The following is a 20,749-nucleotide window of genomic DNA, read 5'->3' as shown; positions in this document are numbered from 1 at the left end:
GACACTCTGCAACGATGAACGCCGCCGCCGATCGCAAGCTGTTCCTGGGCGCCCGACTCAAGCGCCTGCGGCGCGACCTGGGCCTGACCCAGACGGCCATGGCGGCCGATCTGGACGTTTCCCCCAGCTATCTCAACCACATAGAGCGCAACCAGCGGCCGGTCTCGGCCCAGCTTCTGCTGCGTCTGGCCGACACCTATGACGTCGATCTGCGCGCCCTGAACCAGGGCGGAGAGGCGGACGAGGCGCGGCTGACCGAGGTTCTGGCCGACCCCCTGTTCAAGGGCCTGTCCGCCCCGCGTCACGAACTGATCCAGTTGCTGGACGAGGCGCCGGGCGTCGCCGACGCCTTCCTGCGCCTCTACCGCGCCTTCGACGACGCCCGCGCCCGGGCGCGGGCGTCAGCCGAGACCGGCGAGAGCCCGATCGAGACCAGCCCGGCCGAATGGGTGCGCGAATATATCCAGTCACGCGGCAACCACTTCCCCGAACTGGACCAGATGGGCGAGGCCCTGTCCGAGGCCCTGGCCGCCGAGGCGCCCGCCCACGCCGACGGCTTCGAGCCCGCCGCCCGCCACCGGCTGGCGGCGAAACACGATCTGGGCGTCCGCACCCTGCCGGCCGAGGTCATGGTCGAATGGACCCGCCGCTACGACCTGCACCGCCGCCGCCTGCTGCTGTCCGAGACCCTGGGCCCGTCCTCGCGCGCCTTCGCCGTCGCCTATCAGCTGGCTCTGGTCGAGCACGGTCAGGCCCTGCACCAGATGGCGGAGACCTCGAACGCCCCCGACGCCGCAACCCGCGCCCTGCTTAAGGTGGCCCTGACCAACACCCTCGCTGCGGCGATCCTGATGCCCTACGCCGCCTTCCAGCGCACGGCGGAGGAGACCGGCTACGATCTGGCGCGGCTCCAGGCCCGGTTCGGCGTCAGCTACGAACAGGCCGCTCACCGGCTGACCACCCTGTCGCGGCCCACGGCGCGGGGCGTGCCCTTCTTCCTGATGCGGGTCGATCAGGCCGGCAATATCTCCAAACGCTATGCCGCCGGGGCCTTTCCCTTTTCGCGTTTCGGCGGCGCCTGCCCGCGCTGGCGGCTGCATTCCGCCTTCCGCACCCCCGGCCGGATCGTCACCCAGATCATCGAGACTCCGGACGGCGGTCGCTGGTTCACCTTCGCCCGCACCGTCGAACGCCAGGGCCAGGACGGTCACGGCGAGGCCCACGACCTGGCCGTCGGCCTGGGCTGCGAGCTGCGCCACGCCCCCCGCCTCGCCTATGCTCACGGCATCGACCTGCAGAACCCCGAGGTCACCCCCATCGGTCCCGCCTGCCGCCTGTGCCACCGCCACCCCTGCGCCGAACGCGCCGCCGCCCCCGTCGATCGGCCCCTGGCCGTCGACGACTGGTCCAAGTCCGTCAGCCCCTATCCCTTCGCCGCCGCCTGAGTTCCCAACCACCAAAAGTTGTGACAGTCTTCAGCCATGGCCGACCACGTCCTGACGCTGAACCTGACCGACGAGACGCTCGAACGGCTCAAGGCCGCCGCGCGCGCGGCCGGCATGACCCCGCATGATTACGCGGTCGCGATCCTGGAGCGGGTTTTGGCGGGAGAGGCTGGAAAGGGCGTCTCTCGCGAATTGGGGGTTCGGGAAGGCGACACGCCTTTCGTCGCGGACGGGGGGGCCGCCCCCTGGCCGCCGACCAAGCCCTATGACACCGCCGAGGCTGAACGTCGTCTCGCCGAATACGACCGCACGGGCGAGTTCATCGAATTCGAGGAATGGGCCGAGGGCTTCGAGAGAGAGCTCGAAGACATGCTCAAGACCCGGCCTTGAAGCTGAAACTATCTCCTGACGCGGTTCACGACCGACGTCGGGTCATAGGTTTTCTCAGAGAGGTCAATCCCAACGCCGCCCGACGCGCGACCCAGACGATCATCCAGGCGGCGGCACAGCTCGCTCATTCGCCTCGCATCGGGCTCGCCAGGGACGGTTTGCGCGAACTCTATGTCCCCTTCGGCGACAGCGGCTATGTGATCCAGTACCGGGTCGATGCGGACGCCGTCGTGATCGCCCGCATCTTCCACGCCCGCGAGGAACGCTGAGCCCCGCCCCTTCAGTGGCTCAGCATCAGCCAGGACTGGCTGCGGTTCAGCAGGGCCTGGGTCACGCCGCCCAGAACCCATTCGCGCATCCGGCTGTGGCCCCAGGCGCCGGCGACGACCAGATTGGCGCCGGTCTGTTCGACGCAGGCCAGGATGCGGTCCCCGGCCGGACGTTCGTCGCGCGGGCGAGCCTCGCTTTCGGCGGCGACACCATGACGGTTCAGCCATTCGGCGACATCGGCGGTGCGCGCCGCGGCCGCGGCCACATCGGCCGAGGCGCAGATTTCGACCACCTGGACCTCGCGCGCCTGACGCAGCAACGGCAGGGCCGCGGCGACGGCGCGCTGGGCCTCGCGCCCCTCCTTCCACGCCACCAGGGCGACGCCGTCCACCGGAGCGGCCAGGGCGCGCGGCGGAGCGATCAGCACCGGCCGCCCCACATTCATGATCAGATCGCCCGCATCCGGCGCCCGATAAGGCGAGCGTCCCGCGTCCCGCCCGACCAGGATCAGGTCCGCGGCCCGCGCATGGCGGGCGACACAGGACGCCGGATAGCCGGTCTCGGCCCGCCACTCATGGCGGATGCCGGTATCCTTCATCGCCGCCATGAACCGCGCCTTTGCGGCCGACAGTTCGCCGTCCGCCTGGTCCCGGCGCAGGGCCAGGATCTCGCCGGCCATGCCGCCGGCCACATAGGCGTCGACCAGCGGCGGCTCCGGCTCGCTGACGGCCATTCCGATCAGGGTCGCGTCATGGATGGCGGCCAGATCGCGCGCGAACCCGATCCGCGCGACATTGTCGGCCTCGTCGTCGACATAGACCATCAGGCTTGCATAGGTCATGGCGTCTGCTCCTTCTTGCCGGAGCCTGAGTGCGCCCTTCGCGCCCTCCCCGCCTTGATCCGCGTCAAACCTCGATCAGGTCAGGACGACGCGGCCGCCCTCCATCCGGAAGGCGACGCCGGTGCGCTGGAACAGGCGGGCGATGACCGCCGACGGATCGTCCGCGCCCCGGTCCAGCAACCGCTCCACATCGCCGCGCAGCGACGGATCACGCGACACCCGCGTCAGGGCCGTCAGCCATTCCTCGCGGCTCAACACCCCGTCCGGCTGGCGCAGCAGGGGTTTCAGAAAATCGAACCAGTCGCCGCCGGTCCTCTGTTTCTGCGCCGCCTCGGCCGCCATGGCGAAGACGGCGCCACAGGCGTAATAGGCCCGATGTTCGCCGCGTTCGGACGCCGTGACCACGGCCCGGCCGGTCGACAGGGAGACGCAGTCGTCGATCTCCTTCTGCAGTTCGCCGCGCGCGTCATAGGCCGGGTCGATGGTCTGCAGGGCCCGCACCGCCATGAGATCAGCCCCGCCCTCGGTGATCCACATGTCGCGGGCGAACTCGTACCGGACCGACTGGCCCAGCCAGAAATGCGCGCTCTCGTGGCCGATGAACCAGCGTGACACCGACAGCATCTCCGGCGTCGGATTGACCACGCCCGACCCTTCGAAACTCATGACGATGACGCCGGGGACGACGCTGCCGCCCATGCTGGTCATACGTTCGGTCGGACCGCGCCAACTGATCATCACCGTCGGATGATCGGTCTGGCCGGGACCAAGACGCCGGGCGTAATAGGCCCCGACCTGGGGCGCGAAACTGCCGACCTGCCGTCCGATCCAACTGGGCAGGGCCGGGTCCATCATCACCACCATGTCCGACGCCTCCAGCGTCTCGACCTGGCCGAACAGGACATAGGCGGTGCGGTCCTGGGTCACCGCTTCGGTCACCCGCCCGCCGTCCAGCAGGACGGGTCCGGCCCGATCCCGCCAGACGACGCGGGGGGTCTCGGCGCCCAGGTCGACGCCGTTCAGGTCGCCGGGCAGCCGGCGCACCCGGTCCAGCGTGGTCGGGAACAGATCGAACTGCATGCTGGGCAGGGCGACCGCGCCGGTGGTGAAGGCCAGGCTGCCGTATCCGGCCTCCAGATCGACGGATCGCGGGTGCAGGGCGATGCGGACCCGGCGCGGCACGGGCCCGCCGTCCGTCGCGCGAAGGACGTCGTGGTCGTTGATCCGGTCCAGAACCACGCCGGGCGTCGTCACCCGCCACTGTTCCAGTCGCCACGGCCGGCGCGTCCCCTCGACCACCTCGGACCGGATGAAGGCCCAGACCGGCGCGTCGCGATCCAGGGTGAAGTCGGCCGTCCAGTTGTCGCCGTCGCGTTGGACCAGGACCGACGGACGCGCGGCCTCCAGCCGGACCGGCGCGGGACCGGCGGCCGGTGAGACCGGCCCGGCCGACGCGCAGGCGCCGCTCAGGGCGATGACCGAGGCCAGGACGCCCAGGGTCGGGGCGGAACAGGTCAAGGCTTGGACGCGCAAAGCGAAGTCTCCGGAGGAACGGTCAGGCGGCGGGCGACAAGCCTAGCCGTTCACAACGCCGTCGGTCAGTTACGGTTTCGTCAGTCTGTGGCCCGTTCGAGGGCCCGGCCGGCCGCCGCCAGTTCCCCCGCCATGGTCGCCTTCAGACGTTCGGGCGCCAGAATGACCGCCTGCTCGCCCCACGAGAACAGGTGCCAGGCCAGTTCCCGCATCCCCGAAGCCCGGAACCGCACGATCACGGCCCCGTCCGGCTGGTCCTCGAACGACTGGGTCGGATGCCAGCGCCAGCCTTTGGCCTCGGCCGCCCCCTCGGGCACGATCCGCAGGACCACGTCCTCGATCTCGTCCTGATAGATGCCGAAGGACTGGCTGGCGAAGACGGCCAGGTCGAAGTCGGCGGGCGGAAGCGCCACGCCCTCCTGCGGCTCCACGCTGCTCATCCGGTCCAGGCGAAAGGTCTGGATCCGCCCCGTCTCGCGGTCGGCGGCGACCAGATAGTTGGCGCGGCCGAACATGACGCCGCAGGGGGCCACGCTGCGGCGGCGCGGCTCGGCCCCCGGCCGGGAATAGGTGAAGCCCAGCGGCTGCTGCGCCAGCACCGCCCCGCGAATGGCGGTCAGCATCCTCTCGTCCGCCGATGGGCGCGGCCCGGCCTGGACGGCGATGGTCTCGGCCCGGACCAGGGCCTCCAGGTCCGGCGCCATCCGGTTCAGGGTCGTGGACCGCATCGCGGCCTTCAGCTTGCGCTCCAGACCCTCCAGCGCCGCGGCGCGCGCCGGCTCGCCCGCCGCGCGCAGGCCGGAGGCGGCCTTGGTCAGTTCCAGCATCTCGGTCGCCGTCGGCGCCTGTTCGAAGGCCGACAGACCGCCCCGGATGCGCCAGCGTTTCGACGGCGGATCCGACACCTCGTCCACCTGGGGGAACAGCATCATCACTGCGTCGCGCATCCGTTCGGCGGTGCGGCGGCCGACGCGCATGTCCCGCGCCATCTCGTCGATGGTCAGGCCTTCGGCGCTGGCGGCCATGCGCCGCGCCAGGTCGATCACCAGGGCCGCCTTGTCGTGTCTCACCGCCACCCTCGAATGCTACGTCCGTTTCTGACGTATCACTGGGGCATAACCTCAACATCGACAAGAGGCCATCGCTTCAGGAGATCGTCACATGGCTCGTTTCCAACCCGCTCAAGCCGTCAACGCCAGCCGCTACATCATCGTCCCGTGCGACGACGAAGCCTCGGACCTGGCCGTGATCTGGGATCGCCTGGAGGAACAGGTGGTCGACGTCATCTCGGCCGCCGCCAGCGCCCGCTATTCCGACGAGGACGCCCTGTGGGACGAGGCCCGCGCCGACTATGCCGAGGCTGCGGCCGAATGGCGGATGGCGGCCTGAACCCGCAAGGTCGGCGGCGATGATTGCGATTCGGTCGCAAGAATCTGCACTAAAGTGCACTCTTTTTTATTTCGCCGCCGGCTTCGTCTTCAGACCGTCTCGACCGCCAGCCTGGGCTTCTTGATCGACCGGGCGTCGCGGCGTTTCAGCCAGGCGTTGACCCAGTCGCGGCCCGGCGTCTCGATCCAGCGATAGGTCAGGGCCGACAGGCCGACGATCAGGCCGATCACCGCCAAGGCGAACAGGTCGTTCAGCCAGACCGAGCCGAAGTCGATCCGCCGTCCGCCCGGCATGATGTCCAGCTTGCGGGCGACGATCAGCATCAGGGTGATGACCAGCATATGGGTCATGTAGATCGAATAGGACCAGTGCCCCAGCTTCAGCAGCGGCCGGGCCGACAGGCCGCGCGACACCCGCCCGGCCTCGGACGCGAAGACCCAGATGCAGACGGCGAAGATCAGGGGCGCCAGCACCGTCCACGGCCCACGCGCCAGGGAGACATAGGCCACGGCGGCGATCAGGCTGAGCGGCTCCAGCCACCGCACCAGCCCCGCCCCCGGATCCGGCGCCGCGCTCCAGATCCGCTGCACCAGACACCCCAGCAGGAAGCCGTAGGCGGCCCGGGGGAAGCCGAAGTTGAAGGTGGTGTTCATGAACCGCGGCGCAAAATTCAGCACGATCAGCGCCCCGACAACCGCCAGCGCCACGGCCACGGGCGTGAAACGCCGGGGCGCGGCCAGCAGCATGACGGCGAACAGGACATAGCAGCCCATCTCGACGCTGATGCTCCACGCCGGTCCGTTCCACGTCAGATAGGGGTGGATGTTGAAGGCCTGGACCAGGAACAGATTGGTGATCAGATACTCGGGCGCATGGTCGCGGCTGAAGGGCGGCACGCTGTCGAACCGGAACCACAGCCGGCACAGCTCTATCGCCACGAAGGCCGCCAGGATCACGACGTGCAGCGGCCAGACCCGCCCCACCCGCCGGATCAGAAACCGCCCCGCATCCCCCAGCGAGCCGATCCGCTCGCGATAGGCATGGGCGATGACGAAGCCCGACAGGACGAAGAAGAAGTCCACGAACAGATAGCCGTGCCGGGTCAGCGGCAGGGCGTGGAAATGGCTGGACACCGGCAGGTGGAAGAAGACCACCAGCAGGGCGCACAGCCCGCGCAGGGCGTCCAGAACCTCGAACCGAGTCGACCTAGGGATCATCGCCAGCCCATAGCGCCAACTTATCGGCCGGGATAGCGGTCTCTTGCGGCGCGCACCGATCGGTCGCACAGGTCGCGCAGCACCGCCCCGTCCAACTGGTCCAGCCGGTTGACGTAGATGCAGCCCACGCCGGTCTTCACCTTCCCCAGCCGGGCCACCAGTTCCTCCCGTTCCGGAAAGCCCCCGCCGACATAGAGAACCAGATTGGCCTTGCGCGGCGAGAAGCCGATCAGGGGCCAGTCGCCGGCCCCGCCATGGCTATGGGCATGGGTGTTCCCGAAGCCGACGATGGACGATCCCCACATCACCGCCGGTTCGCCCGTAACCTCGGCCATCAGATCGCGCACGGCCCCGGCGTCGGCCCGGCGGCGCGGTTCCTCGACGGCGGCGATGAAGTCGTCGACCGAGGCGTCGGTCGGTCGGGTCTTGGCTTCCTTGGCCATGATCACCCCTCCTGAGGCGGCCCATCATCCGGCGCCAGCTCGAAACCGGCAAATTCAAAGCCCGGCGCCACGGTGCAGCCGACCAGGGTCCAGTCCCCCAAGGTCTTGGCCCCCAGACTGCGCGCCGCCTGCCAGGCGCCGGTCGGGACCACCGCCTGCGGCCTCTGCCCCGCCGCCAGATCGACGCCCAGGATCACTGTTCCCTGCCCCTCGATCTCCAGCGCCAGCGGCGCCCCGGCGTGGAAATGCCAGATCTCCGCCGCATCCACCCTGTGCCAATGCGACCGCTCGCCCGCCGCCAGCAGGAAATAGATGGCCGTCCCGACCGAGCGCCCGTCAACCAGACGCGGATCGCGGAAGGTCTCGCGATAATGACCGCCTTCGGGGTGGGGCTGGAGGTCGAGCAGGCGGATGATGTCGGCGGCGGTCGTCATGATATTTCTGTCGGACCGGTCCAGGTCGCAAACAACCGGACGACCCGCACTTGGTCCTCCGCCGGGAACCGCGCGGCGAAGTCGGACAGGCAGCCCGGATCAAAAAGAGGCTGACCGTCGACGCCCCGTGCGAACCGCCACCCGCCGATGCGCCTCGCCGCATCGCCGATGCTCTCCGCCGCCTCCAGCCAACGCATCCGAGGCGGGCCATTCCAGCCGATGGCGGACATGTCGGCCAGATCGACCTCGGCTCCATCGTCGAAGACGAGTCTCATGATGGGCTCCGCCTTGTTCCGTCCGCCGCGCAGGCAACCGACCTCAAGGGCGGCGAAATCGGTCGGCCCATAGGCGCCGCCTGCTCCCTTGGGATCATGGACGACGATCTGACCGGGCCGGACCTCGACGCGATGCAGCGAGTCCCAGCCGACGCACACCAGACAGACGGCGATGACCGCAGCCAGCACCCCAATGACAAGCGACGCAGAAGCCTTGAAGCGCTGAAACAACAGCACCAGCAGGCACCCGCCGAGCATGGCGCTCCCAAGGCTCGCCATCGACGCGAGGCCGAACAGCGGCCACCAGACCAGCTCGGGCTCTCGCCCGGACACCCAGGCCGAGGCGATCAGCCGAAATCCGCCGAACAGGCAGAACAGGAAGAAGCCAATGCCGAACAACCCCAACACCGCTAAGGCGCGACGCGGCCGCCCCTCGTCATTCCACCCGACGATACTCACAGCCCCTTCACGATCCCCTCGACCATCTTCTTGGCGTCGGCGAACAGCATCATGGTGTTGTCGCGGAAGAACAGCTCGTTCTCGACCCCGGCATAGCCCGAGCCCATGCCGCGCTTGATGAACAGCACGGTTCCCGCCTTCTCCACGTCCAGGATCGGCATGCCGTAGATGGCGCTGGTCGGGTCGGTCTTGGCCGCCGGATTGGTCACGTCGTTGGCGCCGATGACGAAGGCCACGTCGGCGGTGGCGAACTCGGCGTTGATGTCCTCCAGCTCGAACACCTCGTCATAGGGGACATTCGCTTCCGCAAGCAGGACGTTCATATGGCCCGGCATCCGGCCGGCGACGGGGTGGATGGCGTATTTCACCTCGACGCCCTCCTCCTTCAGCTTGTCGGCCATTTCACGCAGGGCGTGCTGGGCCTGGGCCACGGCCATGCCGTAGCCGGGCACGATGATGACCTTGGAGGCGTTCTTCATGATGAAGGCCGCGTCCTCGGCCGAGCCCTGTTTGACCGGGCGCGTCTCCTTGGCGCCGCCCGGACCGGCCGCCGCATCCCCGCCGCCGAACCCGCCCAGGATGACCGAGACGAAGCTGCGGTTCATGCCCTTGCACATGATGTAGCTGAGGATGGCCCCCGAACTGCCGACCAGGGCGCCGGTGATGATCAGGGCGATGTTCTCGAGCGTGAAGCCCAGGGCCGCCGCCGCCCAGCCGGAATAGGAGTTCAGCATCGACACCACCACCGGCATGTCGGCGCCGCCGATGGGGATGATCAGGGTCGCGCCCAGCACCAGGCTGATCAGGAAGACGCCCCAGAAGGCCCAGGTCGCCTGACCGCCCGACCCGACCATGATGCCGATCAGCAGCACCAGCACCAGGGCCAGGCCCACATTGATCAGGTGCCGGGCGGGCAGGATGATCGGCGCGCCGCTCATATTGCCGTTCAGCTTGGCGAAGGCGATGACCGAGCCCGTGAAGGTGATGGCCCCGATGGCGACGCCCAGGCTCAGCTCGATCACCGACTGGACCTTGATCCCGCCCGCCCCGTCCGAGATGCCGAAGGCGACCGGGGCATAGACGGCGCCGACCGCGACCAGACAGGCGGACATCCCGACCAGGCTGTGGAAGGCGGCGACCAGCTGGGGCATGTCGGTCATGGCGACCTTGCGGGCGATCAGCGCCCCGCCCCCGCCGCCGACGATGACCCCGCCCGCGATCAGGGCCAGGGTCAGGCCGTCCAGCGCGCCTGTGGTCCCCAGGGTCAGCAGGGTCACCCCGATGGCCAGGGCCATGCCGATCATGCCGAAGGTGTTTCCCTGTCGGCTGGTCTCTGGGCTGGACAGGCCGCGCAGGGACAGGATGAACAGGACGCCGGAAACCAGATAGGCCAGAGCGGCCAAGGATGCGTTCATCGCGCCCCTCCCCTCAAGACGTGCGGGCCAGCCGCCACAGGGCGGCGGCGATGAACAGGGGGCCGATGAAGAACAGGGCCCATTCGAACACGCCCAGCGGCCGGTCCTGGGTCACGACCCGGACCAGAATGGCCGAGAAGACCAGGGCGATGCCGCAGTCGTGCAGCCGCTGGCGCTTGATCGGGATCTTGGTCCCGAACCAGCCGTACAGCCACAGGCCGAAGCCTATGCCGGTGGCGACCCAGGATCCGGTAATGGCGATCTGCGCGGCGTCAGTCATTTCGCGGACCGAAGGCGGTCGCGGTCGCGCGTCAGCATCTTGTTGCGTCTTTGGGCGCGAAAGACGCCCCAGCCGGTGCAGAGCGCAATAACCAGGAAAACCGTCAATTTGGCCCAATCATGCTGCAGGATGCTGTGCCCGACGCCCCAAGCGAGCCCCACCAGAACGACGACTGCGAGCACGGATTCGACCCGCCCTCGCAGTCGAGAATTCAGATGGCTCCGAAGAAAAACAAGCAACACCACCGTCCCAATCAAGGCGGCGCCTATAGCCATGGATATATCGCTGAACGACCCAATCATTTCGCCGGCCGTTCCTTCTTCTTGTACATGGCCAGCATCCGCCGGGTGACCATGAAGCCGCCGAAGATGTTGACGCTGGCCAGGGTCACGGCCGCGACGCCCGCCCCCTTGGCCACCCAGGCGCCGGGACCGGCCGCCTCGCCCGACACGGCCGCCGCGGCGATCAGGCCGCCGACGATGATGACGCTGGAAATGGCGTTGGTCACGGCCATCAGCGGCGTGTGCAGGGCCGGGGTCACGCTCCAGACGACATAATAGCCGACGAAAATGGCCAGGACGAAGATGGCCAGGCGGAAGACGGTGGGATCGACGTGTTCCATGTTCAGCCCTCCACGCGAGGCAGATTGTCGGATCGGGGTTTGGCCTCCAGCCCCGCAGCCTTGGCGCTATAGACCGCCAGGCCGATGCCGATGGCTATAGACAAAGGCGCCCACGCCGATCCGACCCAGATCAATATCGCGCTCCCGATAATGGCAAGGCTCAGCCCCCCGAGCAGGAAGGGCAAGACCTTGGTCAAATGAGGCTTGGTCATGCGATCAAAATTGTCATTCAGCGCGACCACCAGCATCAACCCCACACCTATGGCGACGAAGGCCACCCACAGTATGCTTTCCTCGCGGACGAAAACCCACGCGGACGCGTCCGGCTGTTCGCTTCTGAAGCTCGACCATCGCTGCCAGAAACTGTGCGCCGACATGGCGAGGAGCAGAACCGTGACGCCCCCGCCGATCCATCGAGAGAGCTTCATCCCCTCACTCCCTCATGCACCACGGCCCCGCCGTCGGTGACCACGGCCGCCTTCAGGATCTCGTCCTCCAGATCGACCGCCAGAACCCCGTCCTTGACCATCATTCCGACGAAGGCCGTCAGATTGCGGGCGTAGAGGGCGCTGGCGTCGGCGGCGATACGGCCGGGCAGATTGGCCCAGCCGACGATGGTGACGCCGTTCGGGGTCACGACCGCCTCGTTCAGCTTCGAGCCCTCGACATTGCCGCCCGCCTCGACCGCCAGGTCGACGATGACCGAGCCCGGCTTCATCGAGGCCACATGGGCGGCCGTCAGCAGCACAGGCGCGGCGCGGCCGGGGATCAGGGCGGTGGTGATGACCACATCCTGTTTGACGATATGGGACGCGGTCAGTTCGGCCTGTTTCGCCTGGTATTCGGCCGACATGGGCTTGGCGTAGCCCCCGGCGGTCTGGGCGTTCAGGAACTCCTCGTCCTCGACGGCCAGGAATTTGGCGCCCAGGCTCTCGACCTGTTCCTTAGTGGCGGGGCGGACGTCGGTGGCGGTGACCACGGCCCCCAGCCGCCGCGCCGTGGCGATGGCCTGCAGCCCGGCGACGCCGACGCCCATGACGAAGCACTTCGCGGCCGCGACCGTGCCGGCCGCCGTCATCATCATCGGGAAGCCCTTGCCATAGGCGTAGGCCGCCTCGATCACCGCCCGATAGCCGGCCAGATTGGCCTGGGACGACAGGACGTCCATCACCTGGGCGCGAGTGATCCGGGGCACGAACTCCATGGCGAAGGCGGTGGCGTTGGCGCCGCGCAGGGCCTCGACCGTATCCTTCTCGCGCCAGGCGTCCAGCATGGCGATCACCACCGCGCCGGGCTTCAGGGCCGTGATCTCCTGGGCCGTGGGGCCGCGCACCTTCAGCACGATGTCGGCGCCGTCCAGTACGGCGCGGGTGTCGGGCTTCACCGTCGCCCCGGCGGCGGCGTAGTCGGCGTCGGGAATGGAGGAGCCCAGGCCGGTCCCCGCCTCGACCGAGACGGTCGCGCCCAGGGCGATCAGCTTCTTCACCGTCTCGGGCGTGACGGCGCAGCGCGTCTCGCCTTCGCGACGTTCCCGGGTGACGGCGATTGCGACAGCCAAGCGAATCCCCTCGATCTGGTTTGGACAGGCAGCCTAGGCCGGTTCCGCGCGAGGCGTCAAAGCGGCGAACCGCCCCGCAGGACCGGCGTCAGTGGGCCGGCTTGGCCTTCAGGGCGAAGACGCCGACGGCGGCCAGCACCACGGTCGCGCCCGCCGCGACGACGAAACTGCCGCCCGGATGGAACCAGAGCGTCAGGAACAGCAGCAGGCAGGCCACGGCCAGCGAGCCCCATTTGGCCAGATCGATGAACAGTCTGAAGGTCGAGGCCTGTTCGTTGATCTGCATCTCGCCCCGGACATAGGCGCGCGCATCGGCGTCGGCCTCGGCGGTGGCGGGGTTGTGGGCGTCGGCCATCTGGAGCTCCCTGATCTTATTATTGGGCCGACTATAACGCGGGTTCGTCTCCGCGCCAGCCCGGCGCGCGCGCCCTCTTTGGACGTCATCCTAGGCCTTGCGCCTAGGATGACGGGAGGGTGAGAGGGGCGGAGCTCAACCCAGGGCCTCGAACTGGTCCACCAGCCGTTCCAGCCGCTTGCAGCCCACGCTCCAGAAGGCCGGGTCGCGCGGGTTCAGGCCGAAGGGCTTCAGCGCCTCGACATAGGTCCGGGCCCCGCCGCCGGCCAGCAGGTCGCGATACAGGGGCGTGAACCCGGTCGGATCGGCCCGCCGCGCCTCCATCAGGGCCGCCACCAGCAGATCCCCGAAGGCGTAGGCATAGACGTAGAAGGGCGAGTGGACGAAGTGGCTGACATAGCTCCACCAGTGTTCGTAGCCGGGGTTCAGCGTCACCGCCGGCCCCAGCGAGGCGCCCATCTCGGTCATCCAGAGTTCGTTGATCCGCTGCTGCGAGACCTCGCCCTTCTGACGCTCGTCGTGGAACCGGGTCTCGAACCGGTGGAAGGCGATTTGACGGACCACCGTATTCAGCCCGTCCTCGATCCGGCCCGCCAGCAGGCCGCGCTGCTCGCGCTTCGGCGCCGTGGCCAGCAGACGATCGAAGGTCAGGCCCTCGGCGAAGATCGAGGCCGTTTCGGCCAGGGTCAGGGGGGTGTCGGCCAGAAGCGTGCCCTGATCGGCCGCCAGGGTCTGGTGCACCCCGTGGCCCAGTTCATGGGCCAGGGTCAGGACGTCGCGCCGCTCGCCCATCCAGTTCAGGAAGACATAGGGGTGGCGGTCGGCGGTGACCGGGTGGGCATAGGCGCCCGACTGTTTGCCCGCCCGCGCCCGGCCGTCGATCCACGGCTTGTCGAAGAAGCCCCCGGCCCGTTCGGCGAAGTCGCCGCCCAGGTCCGAGAAACTGTCCAGCACGATGTCGCGCCCCTGCAGCCAGGTATAGGCGCGCGGGGCCGTGGTCTCGATCGGGGCGTTGCGGTCCCAGTGGTCCAGACGGGTCTTGCCCATGGCCTTGGCCTTCAGGGCGTAATAGCGGTGCGACAGGCGCGGATAGGCCTCCGCGACAGCTTCGGCCATGGCGTCGACCGCCTCGCCGTCCACCTCATTGCCCAGATGGCGGCTGTCGGCCGGGCGTTTGAAGCCGCGCCAGCGGTCCTCCATCGCCTTGTCGGCGGCGACCGTGTTCAGCACCAGGGCCAGGGTCGGGGCGCGGGCCGCCAGGGCGTCGGACAGGCCCTCGGCCGCCGCCTTGCGCCGCGCCGGCTTGGCGTCGGACAGACGGTTCAGGGCCTCGGCCAGGGTCAGGCTCTCGTTCCCCGCCTTGGCGCGCAGGGCGGCCAGCTGCTCGTCGAACAGCCGGGGCCACTGGGCCGTAATCGGGCCGCGTTCGGCGATGAAGGTCTCCAGCTCGGCCGACAGTTCGTGCGGCTTCATGGCCCGCACCCGGCGCAGCCAGGGCCGCCAGCGCGCCGCGCCTTCATGGGCCGACAGGGCGGCCTCCAGCGCGGCGTCGTCGATCTGGTTGATCTCCAGCGTCAGCCAGACGGTGGGGGTGGCGATGGCGGTGATCTTCTCGCGCACGTCCGCCTCGAACCCTTGCGCGCCCGCATCGTCCCGCGCGGTCGAAGCCGACAGGAAGGCGTAGGCCCCAAGAGCCCCCAGCACGTCCGACGCCTGTTCGTACAGATGAATGGCCCGATCCAGCGCCGCGCCCAGGGCGGCCGGATCGGCGGCCTGGGCGACCAGTTGTCCTTGCAGGCCGTTCATCTCGTCGACCAGGGCGCGGGCCCGGTCCAGATCGGCGGCGACCTTGGCGTCGTCGCGCGAGGCGTAGAGGTCGGTCAGGTCCCACAGGGGGGCTTGGGCGTCAGGCGTCTTGAAGGGGGCGTTCATGGGGGTTGTTTTGGGCGCGCCGAGCGACGGCCGCAACCTCGTCGCTGCGGTTAACGCCGCGCTCACCACGACCCCTCACCCGATTTTCACCTCGACGCCCTAGAAATCGTGCCGAAACGGGTCATTCGCGAACGGCGGTGGCCAAATGGACGAGGGGCTTCCATGGCCAAGACCATTCTGGTCGTCGACGACGATCCCACACAGCGTCGCCTGATCCAGGCCGTGCTGGAACGGGACGGTCACGCTGTCGTCCATGCAGCCAGCGGCGGCGAGGCCATCGACCGGATGACCAGGGGCGGCCGGGCCGACCTGGTGCTGCTGGACATGGTCATGCCCGAAATGTCGGGCCTGGAGTGTTTGGCCGAACTGCGCACCGCCGGCGTCACCGAACCGGTCATCGTCCTGACCGCCAACGGCGGCATCGACACCGTGGTCAAGGCCATGCAGGCCGGGGCCCAGGACTTCTTCGTCAAGCCGGTCGGGCCGGAACGCCTGCTGGTCGGTGTGCGCAACGCCCTGCAGATGACGCGTCTGACCGCCGAGGTCGGCCGCCTGACCAAGCGCGCCCAGGGCCGCACCAGTTTCGACGACATCGTCGGCGACAGCAATCCGATGAAGATGGTCAAGGCCCTGGGGGCCCGCGCCGCCAGGTCGTCGATCCCGGTCCTGATCACCGGCGAAAGCGGCGTCGGCAAGGAGGTCATCGCCCGCGCCCTGCACGGCGCCAGCGACCGGGCCGGCAAGCCCTTCGTGGCGGTGAACTGCGGCGCCCTGCCCGCCAATCTGATCGAATCCATCCTGTTCGGGCACGAGAAGGGCGCCTTCACCGGCGCCGTCGACAAGACCCTGGGCAAGTTCCGCGAGGCGGACGGCGGCACCCTGTTCCTGGACGAGATCGGCGAACTGCCGCTGGACATGCAGGTCAAGCTGCTGCGCGCCCTTCAGGAGGGCGAGATCGACCCGGTCGGCGGCAAGCGTCCGGTCAAGATCGACGTCCGCATCGTCTCGGCCACCAACCGCGATCCGGCGCAACAGGTGCGCGACGGCGCCTTCCGCGAGGACCTGTTCTATCGGCTGAACGTCTTCCCGATCGAGGCCCCGTCCCTGCGCGACCGGCGCGAGGACATCCCGCCCCTGGTCGAGCATTTCATCGCCCGCTTCAACGCCGAGGAAGGCAAGCGGATCGCCGGCTGCGCGCCCGAGACCCTGGCCCTGCTGCAGGGTTTCGACTGGCCCGGCAATGTGCGCCAGCTCGAGAACGCCGTCTTCCGCGCCATCGTCCTGGCCGACGCCCCCTTCCTGCAGCCGCACGACTTCCCCGCCATCTCGGGCGTCGCCGCCCCGATGCCGGACGTCTCGGCCGCACCTGAAACCCCGGCCGCCGCCAATCTGCCCTCCTACGCCGAACTGCCGCCCCTGCCGGAACAGCCGATCCGCATCCTGGACGACCGCGGCCATCTGCGGACCCTGGACGACATCGAGCGCGACCTGATCCAGCACGCCATCGAGGTCTATGCCGGCCACATGAGCGAGATCGCCCGCCGCCTCGGCATCGGCCGCTCGACCCTGTACCGCAAGGTCCGCGAACAGGGGCTGGAAGGGCAGCTGAAGGAAGCGGGGTGACCTAGCCCTGTCTCCTCCCCACGCAGTGGGGAGGTGGCGCGGCGCGCCTTCGCGCCGTGACGGAGGGGTTCTTCACGCGCGAAGAACGGGCGTCCGTGGGGCTTCGAGAACCCCTCCACCGCTTCGCGGTCCCCCTCCCCACTGCGTGGGGAGGAGACGTCAGTCGTCCGCCTTCTTCCGCCCCCACCGTCGCTTCGGTTCCTCGCCCTTCGCCTTGGCGGTGATCTCCTTCAGCTTGCGGCCCTGCATGGCCGACAGGGCCTGACCGGGGGCGCCCTTTTCGGGATCGGCGAAGGCCCGGCCGTGTGTCTTCACCCTGTCGCTGACCGAGTCCAGGAACTCGCCCTCCCATTCGGACAGCGAAACGCCCGCCTTCTCTGCCGAGCGGCGGGCGCGTTTGAGAGCATTGAGCGCAGACCGCTGGGCGGCCTTGCGCTGCTGATCCCAAGGGCTCAGCAGCTGTTTTTTAGGGGCGCTACCGCCCTTCGGGCTGCTTGAGCGCATCTTTGACGCGCTATCGCCCTTCGGGCTGCTTGAGCGCGACAGCCCGCCTTTCGAAGACTCGATCGGCGTGCGCTTCAGCCGCTACTCTCCTCAGATCTCGCCGAGAGCGGACATGTAGAGGTCCAGGATGGCGTCCTCTTCCTGGCGCTTGGCCTTGTCCTGCTTGCGGATGCGGATGACCTTGCGCAGGATCTTGACGTCGTAGCCCTCGCCCTTGGCCTCGGCGAAGACCTCCTTCATGTCGGTCATGACGGCCTGCTTGTCCTCCTCGAGGCGCTCCAGGCGCTCGATGATGGTGCGCAGACGGCCCTGGGCCGTCGAGGTGAGAACGTCGGGACCACCGTCGAACGAGGCGTCGTCAGCCATGGGGAATACTCCAGAAATCAGCCGCGGACGCTAACCATGCCGGCCGCCGCGACTCAACCGCGAACACGAAAAAGGCCGCGGACAGAATCCGCAGCCTGTGGATCGTCAGGACTTTGTTCCTGCGCTACCGCCCTTCGGGCTACTTGAGCGCGGACTTGCGTGCGCACGCCGCCGAGGCGGCGCGCTGCGAACGCAGCTTAGCCCTGCTTCGCCTTGAAGCGCGGGTCGGTCTTGTTGATGACGAAGACGACGCCCTTGCGACGCACGACCTTGCAGTCGCGGTGGCGGGTCTTCAGGGACTTGAGCGAGCTACGGACCTTCATGGTCGGACGTCCTGAGAGAAACCAATAAGAAAGCCGCAGACCCGAGCGGATCGCGGCGGAGGCGGTCGTATAGAGAGAGGGGTTCGAAACGTCAACCCGCTACAGGCCGAAACCGCACAAAACCCAGGCTGCGCCTGCTCCAGGCAGCCACTCGCACACCTCGTGCTCAAGTAGCCCGAAGGGCGGTAGCACGCAAAAAAGAGATGGAGGCCTGACCTCCGAGTCGAACGGAGGGTTTGCGGGGTTGCACGCCCGCCGCGTCGCCACTCCGCCATCAGGCCGTCAGAGGACGGTGCGTTATTACGCCGCAGGATGTTAAGGCGTCGACGAAAATCGGGGTTAATGACGATAACCGACGAATCCAAAGGCAACGCTTTCGCGTGACAGGCGCTTCTTGGGCGGTGAAACTCATTCGCGCGGATGTCATTTCACCTCTGACACCGGGGGCTTTAGTCTGAATCTCATGCGCTTTTCCTTTCGCCTTCTCCTGATCGGCAGTGTGGCCGCCTGTGCGCCCATGCTGCCCGAACCACCCGTCCCCATGCCGACGCTTCCGCCTGCGCCGAGCGCGCCCCAGGCCGACGCCCCGACGCCCACGCCCCAGACCCCGCCCCTGGCCGCCTATGACCAGCAGGGCTTCGAAGGGTGGAAACAGGGTTTTCTGGCCCGCAAGGGCGGCGCCCGCCGCGCGGACTATGAGCGCGAACTGGCCGGCCTGACGCCCGACGCCAGCGTGGTCCGTCTGGACCGTAATCAGCCCGAATTCTCCAAGCCCGCCGGCGCCTATGTCCAGAACGCGGTGACCCCGGTGCGAATCGCCCAGGCCAAGCAACGGATCGACCGCGTGCCGTGGTCGGTGGTCCAGCGCTTCGGCGTGCCCAGCGAGATCCTGGTCGGCGTCTGGGCTCAGGAAAGCGCCTTCGGTCAGGTCCAGGGCAACTATGACGTCATCCGCTCGCTGGCGACCCTGGCCTATGACGGCCGCCGCCGCGACTGGGCCGAGGGGCAGTTGAAGGATGCGCTGGACATCGTCGTCGACGGCCGCCGCGCCCGCGAAGGTCTGAAGGGCAGTTGGGCCGGGGCCATGGGCCAGACCCAGTTCATGCCGGACAATTATCTGCGCCTGGGCGTCGATCAGGACGGCGACGGCAAGGTCGACATCTGGGGCGACGACGCCGACGCCCTGGCCTCCGCCGCCAATCTGCTGGCCCAGGCCGGGTGGAAGCGTGGTCAGGGCTGGGGCTACGAGGTCGTCCTGCCCTCCGGCTTCGACTACGCCGAGGCCGAGGGGCCCAAGCACAACTGGTCCACCTGGGCGGCCAAGGGCGTGCGCCTGGCCCAGGGCGGCACGCCGAACGGGGCCGAGGCCCTGGAAGAGGCCACCATCCTGCTGCCCCAGGGCGCGAACGGCCCGGCCTTCCTGGCCCTGCCGAACCATTATGTGATCCGGCGCTACAACAACTCGGTCAGCTACGCCCTGGCCATCGGCCTGACGGCGGACGGGATCATGGGCAAGCCGGCCCTGACCAAGGCCTGGCCCAACGACGCCTCCATGTCGCGCGACCAGCGCGTCGGCGCCCAGAGCGCCCTGACGCGGATGGGCTACGACACCAAGGGCGTGGACGGGGTGATCGGCACCAACACCCGCATGGCCCTGCGCCGCTGGCAAATCGCCAACGGCCGGATCGCCGACGGCTATCTGACCGCCGCCCTGGCCGACGAATTGATTCGCCGGGCGAACTGAAGAAAAGAAATACGCCCTTCTCCCTTTGGGAGAAGGTGGCCCAAAGGGCCCGATGAGGGTCCGCCGGTGGGCCAGTTCGCACCACCGTGACCCTCACCCTTTCGCACAAGACTGATCGCTACGCTCTCAGGTGCTCAAGCCCTCGCCAGACGGGAGAGGGTGTTTTTGTGCGAAAGCCTCAGCTCCCCCTGGTCCAGTCCAGCACCACCTTGCCCGACTGACCCGATCGCATGGCTTCGAAGCCCTCGCGGTACTGGTCGTAGGCCAGCTGGTGGGTGATCAGCGGCTGCAGGTCCAGTCCCGCCTTTAGCAGGCCCAGCATCTTGCGCCAGGTGGTGAACATCTCGCGGCCATAGACGCCCTTGATGGTCAGGGCCTTCAGGATGATGGCGCCCCAGTCGGTCTCCATCGGCTTGCCGGGGATCCCCAGCATGGCCATGCCGCCGCCCATGATCAGGGTGTCGACGCATTGCTTGAAGGCGATGGGCGAGCCCGACATTTCCAGCGCCACGTCGAACCCGACCTTCAGGCCCAGCTCCTTCATGACGTCGTGGATGTCTTCCTTGGTGGTGTTCACGGTGCGGACGCCCGGCGCGACCTTCTGGGCCAGCTCCAGCCGGAAGTCGTTGATGTCGGTCAGGACCACGGTGCGCGCGCCCGCATGACGGGCCACGGCGGCGGCCATCATGCCGATCGGACCGGCGCCGGTGACCAGCACGTCCTCGCCCAGCAGGTCGAACTGCTGCGCCGTGTGGACCGCATTGCCGAACGGATCCAGGATCGAGCCGATCTCATAGGGCACGTCGTCGGGCAGTTCGATCACGTTGAAGGCCGGGGCCACGACGAACTCGGCGAAGGCGCCCTGGCGGTTCACGCCGATGCCGCGCGTGTGCGGGTCCAGGTGGAAGTGCCCGGCGCGGGCCGCTTCCGAATTCAGGTCGATGACATGGCCCTCGGCCGAGACGCGCTGACCGATCTTCAGCGGACGATCCACGTCCTTGCCGACGGCGACGATCTCGCCGGCGAACTCGTGGCCGGTGATCATCGGGGTCGGGACGTTCTTCTGGGACCACTCGTCCCAGTTCCAGATGTGGATGTCGGTGCCGCAGACGGCGGTGCGATGCACGCGGATCAGCACATCCTCCGGCCCCGCCTCGGGGATCGGTGCGTCGATCAGCTCCAGCCCCTGCACCGGCCCGGTCTTGGCCAGGGCTTTCATCGTTTCGGCCATGACGGCGCTCCTGCAAAAGTCGTCACCCTCGGGCTTGTCCCGAGGGCCTACGGCTGGGATCCCCACGATCCTCGCCGGTCATTCTCCCGTCGCTGAACTC

25 protein-coding genes and 1 tRNA gene are annotated in these 20,749 nt (G+C 68.3%); 6 read left to right on the top strand and 20 right to left on the bottom strand.

The features are described from left to right. The first annotated feature begins 14 nt into the window (after positions 1-14). Genes ACIQ1T_RS03570 through ACIQ1T_RS03560 form a run of 3 tightly spaced genes read left to right on the top strand, consistent with a single transcriptional unit; the run spans position 15 to position 2,104 of the window. Positions 15-1,445 carry a short-chain fatty acyl-CoA regulator family protein gene (locus tag ACIQ1T_RS03570; protein WP_395943155.1) on the top strand — a complete coding sequence of 477 codons (1,431 nt, stop codon included), beginning with the start codon at positions 15-17 and terminating at the stop codon, positions 1,443-1,445. A gap of 36 nt (positions 1,446-1,481) precedes the next feature. Beyond that, entirely contained in the window at positions 1,482-1,835 is a 354-nt protein-coding gene (locus tag ACIQ1T_RS03565) for a hypothetical protein (protein ID WP_395943154.1), read from the top strand. Further along, entirely contained in the window at positions 1,832-2,104 is a 273-nt protein-coding gene (locus ACIQ1T_RS03560) for a type II toxin-antitoxin system RelE/ParE family toxin (RefSeq protein WP_395943153.1), read from the top strand. Before ACIQ1T_RS03565 ends, ACIQ1T_RS03560 begins: the two co-directional genes overlap by 4 nt. Positions 2,105-2,115: 11 nt before the next feature. On the opposite strand, the gene ACIQ1T_RS03555 is transcribed toward ACIQ1T_RS03560, so the two are convergent. The 3 genes from ACIQ1T_RS03555 to ACIQ1T_RS03545 form a co-directional block, all read right to left on the bottom strand. Then, positions 2,116-2,946 (bottom strand): hypothetical protein, encoded by an 831-nt coding sequence (locus tag ACIQ1T_RS03555; protein WP_395943152.1) that lies wholly within the window; start codon positions 2,944-2,946, stop codon positions 2,116-2,118. 75 nt (positions 2,947-3,021) lie between these two features. After that, complete coding sequence (locus ACIQ1T_RS03550; RefSeq protein ID WP_395943151.1) at positions 3,022-4,479, bottom strand: hypothetical protein; 1,458 nt, start codon at positions 4,477-4,479, stop codon at positions 3,022-3,024. An 80-nt stretch (positions 4,480-4,559) separates the two neighbouring features. Then, a complete protein-coding gene (locus ACIQ1T_RS03545) occupies positions 4,560-5,549 on the bottom strand; it encodes a helix-turn-helix transcriptional regulator (RefSeq protein ID WP_395943150.1) in 990 nt (329 codons plus the stop codon). 91 nt (positions 5,550-5,640) lie between these two features. Between ACIQ1T_RS03545 and ACIQ1T_RS03540 the strand changes: the two genes are divergently transcribed. Then, positions 5,641-5,868 (top strand): hypothetical protein, encoded by a 228-nt coding sequence (locus ACIQ1T_RS03540; protein ID WP_395943149.1) that lies wholly within the window; start codon positions 5,641-5,643, stop codon positions 5,866-5,868. A gap of 89 nt (positions 5,869-5,957) precedes the next feature. On the opposite strand, the gene ACIQ1T_RS03535 is transcribed toward ACIQ1T_RS03540, so the two are convergent. The 12 genes from ACIQ1T_RS03535 to ACIQ1T_RS03480 all read right to left on the bottom strand — a co-directional run bounded on the left by ACIQ1T_RS03535 (position 5,958) and on the right by ACIQ1T_RS03480 (position 14,858). After that, positions 5,958-7,085, bottom strand: coding sequence for an acyltransferase family protein (locus ACIQ1T_RS03535; RefSeq protein WP_395943148.1), 1,128 nt, complete (start codon positions 7,083-7,085; stop codon positions 5,958-5,960). A 20-nt stretch (positions 7,086-7,105) separates the two neighbouring features. Then, a complete protein-coding gene (locus ACIQ1T_RS03530; RefSeq protein ID WP_395943147.1) occupies positions 7,106-7,528 on the bottom strand; it encodes a DUF1801 domain-containing protein in 423 nt (140 codons plus the stop codon). Between the two features lie 2 nt (positions 7,529-7,530). Beyond that, positions 7,531-7,962, bottom strand: a complete 432-nt coding sequence (locus ACIQ1T_RS03525; protein ID WP_395943146.1) for a cupin domain-containing protein — start codon at positions 7,960-7,962, stop codon at positions 7,531-7,533. Continuing rightward, a complete protein-coding gene (locus ACIQ1T_RS03520) occupies positions 7,959-8,696 on the bottom strand; it encodes a hypothetical protein (protein ID WP_395943145.1) in 738 nt (245 codons plus the stop codon). Before ACIQ1T_RS03520 ends, ACIQ1T_RS03525 begins: the two co-directional genes overlap by 4 nt. Beyond that, positions 8,693-10,111: an NAD(P)(+) transhydrogenase (Re/Si-specific) subunit beta gene (locus tag ACIQ1T_RS03515; protein ID WP_395943144.1), complete on the bottom strand. Its 1,419-nt coding sequence runs from the start codon at positions 10,109-10,111 to the stop codon at positions 8,693-8,695. The genes ACIQ1T_RS03520 and ACIQ1T_RS03515 overlap by 4 nt, the downstream gene beginning before the upstream one ends. Before the next feature lie 13 nt (positions 10,112-10,124). Then, complete coding sequence (locus ACIQ1T_RS03510; RefSeq protein WP_205681400.1) at positions 10,125-10,391, bottom strand: hypothetical protein; 267 nt, start codon at positions 10,389-10,391, stop codon at positions 10,125-10,127. Next, positions 10,388-10,666 (bottom strand): hypothetical protein, encoded by a 279-nt coding sequence (locus ACIQ1T_RS03505; protein ID WP_395943143.1) that lies wholly within the window; start codon positions 10,664-10,666, stop codon positions 10,388-10,390. Before ACIQ1T_RS03505 ends, ACIQ1T_RS03510 begins: the two co-directional genes overlap by 4 nt. A 23-nt stretch (positions 10,667-10,689) precedes the next feature. Continuing rightward, positions 10,690-11,013, bottom strand: coding sequence for an NAD(P) transhydrogenase subunit alpha (locus ACIQ1T_RS03500; RefSeq protein ID WP_395943142.1), 324 nt, complete (start codon positions 11,011-11,013; stop codon positions 10,690-10,692). Positions 11,014-11,015: 2 nt separating this feature from the next. After that, positions 11,016-11,441 (bottom strand): hypothetical protein, encoded by a 426-nt coding sequence (locus ACIQ1T_RS03495; RefSeq protein WP_395943141.1) that lies wholly within the window; start codon positions 11,439-11,441, stop codon positions 11,016-11,018. Continuing rightward, entirely contained in the window at positions 11,438-12,571 is a 1,134-nt protein-coding gene (locus ACIQ1T_RS03490) for a Re/Si-specific NAD(P)(+) transhydrogenase subunit alpha (RefSeq protein ID WP_395943140.1), read from the bottom strand. Before ACIQ1T_RS03490 ends, ACIQ1T_RS03495 begins: the two co-directional genes overlap by 4 nt. An 88-nt stretch (positions 12,572-12,659) precedes the next feature. Beyond that, positions 12,660-12,926 (bottom strand): aa3-type cytochrome c oxidase subunit IV, encoded by a 267-nt coding sequence (locus ACIQ1T_RS03485; RefSeq protein ID WP_395943139.1) that lies wholly within the window; start codon positions 12,924-12,926, stop codon positions 12,660-12,662. A gap of 135 nt (positions 12,927-13,061) precedes the next feature. Next, a complete protein-coding gene (locus ACIQ1T_RS03480; RefSeq protein WP_395943138.1) occupies positions 13,062-14,858 on the bottom strand; it encodes a M3 family oligoendopeptidase in 1,797 nt (598 codons plus the stop codon). A gap of 162 nt (positions 14,859-15,020) precedes the next feature. Between ACIQ1T_RS03480 and ACIQ1T_RS03475 the strand changes: the two genes are divergently transcribed. Beyond that, positions 15,021-16,481: a sigma-54-dependent transcriptional regulator gene (locus ACIQ1T_RS03475; RefSeq protein WP_395943137.1), complete on the top strand. Its 1,461-nt coding sequence runs from the start codon at positions 15,021-15,023 to the stop codon at positions 16,479-16,481. Between the two features lie 159 nt (positions 16,482-16,640). Here the strand turns inward: ACIQ1T_RS03475 and ACIQ1T_RS03470 are convergent, their stop codons facing one another. From ACIQ1T_RS03470 to ACIQ1T_RS03455, 4 genes are all read right to left on the bottom strand, one after another. After that, entirely contained in the window at positions 16,641-16,985 is a 345-nt protein-coding gene (locus ACIQ1T_RS03470) for a hypothetical protein (RefSeq protein WP_395943136.1), read from the bottom strand. Positions 16,986-17,075: 90 nt separating this feature from the next. Further along, entirely contained in the window at positions 17,076-17,351 is a 276-nt protein-coding gene (locus tag ACIQ1T_RS03465; protein WP_248118868.1) for a DUF2312 domain-containing protein, read from the bottom strand. A 197-nt stretch (positions 17,352-17,548) separates the two neighbouring features. Next, on the bottom strand, positions 17,549-17,674 hold the full coding sequence (gene ykgO / locus ACIQ1T_RS03460; protein ID WP_008263184.1) for a type B 50S ribosomal protein L36: 126 nt from the start codon (positions 17,672-17,674) through the stop codon (positions 17,549-17,551). Between the two features lie 204 nt (positions 17,675-17,878). Beyond that, positions 17,879-17,955 (bottom strand) — tRNA-Ala (locus ACIQ1T_RS03455). A gap of 182 nt (positions 17,956-18,137) precedes the next feature. Here ACIQ1T_RS03455 and ACIQ1T_RS03450 point away from each other — a divergent pair. Continuing rightward, a complete protein-coding gene (locus ACIQ1T_RS03450; RefSeq protein ID WP_395943135.1) occupies positions 18,138-19,418 on the top strand; it encodes a lytic murein transglycosylase in 1,281 nt (426 codons plus the stop codon). 178 nt (positions 19,419-19,596) lie between these two features. Here ACIQ1T_RS03450 and tdh read toward each other — a convergent pair whose 3' ends face one another. Further along, complete coding sequence (tdh, locus tag ACIQ1T_RS03445; RefSeq protein WP_395943455.1) at positions 19,597-20,637, bottom strand: L-threonine 3-dehydrogenase; 1,041 nt, start codon at positions 20,635-20,637, stop codon at positions 19,597-19,599. Between the last annotated feature and the right edge of the window lie 112 nt (positions 20,638-20,749).

This window comes from Brevundimonas sp. (assembly GCF_044336875.1).
In the GTDB taxonomy this organism is placed as follows: Bacteria; Pseudomonadota; Alphaproteobacteria; order Caulobacterales; family Caulobacteraceae; genus Brevundimonas.
This window is presented reverse-complemented; position numbering and strand designations above follow the sequence as displayed.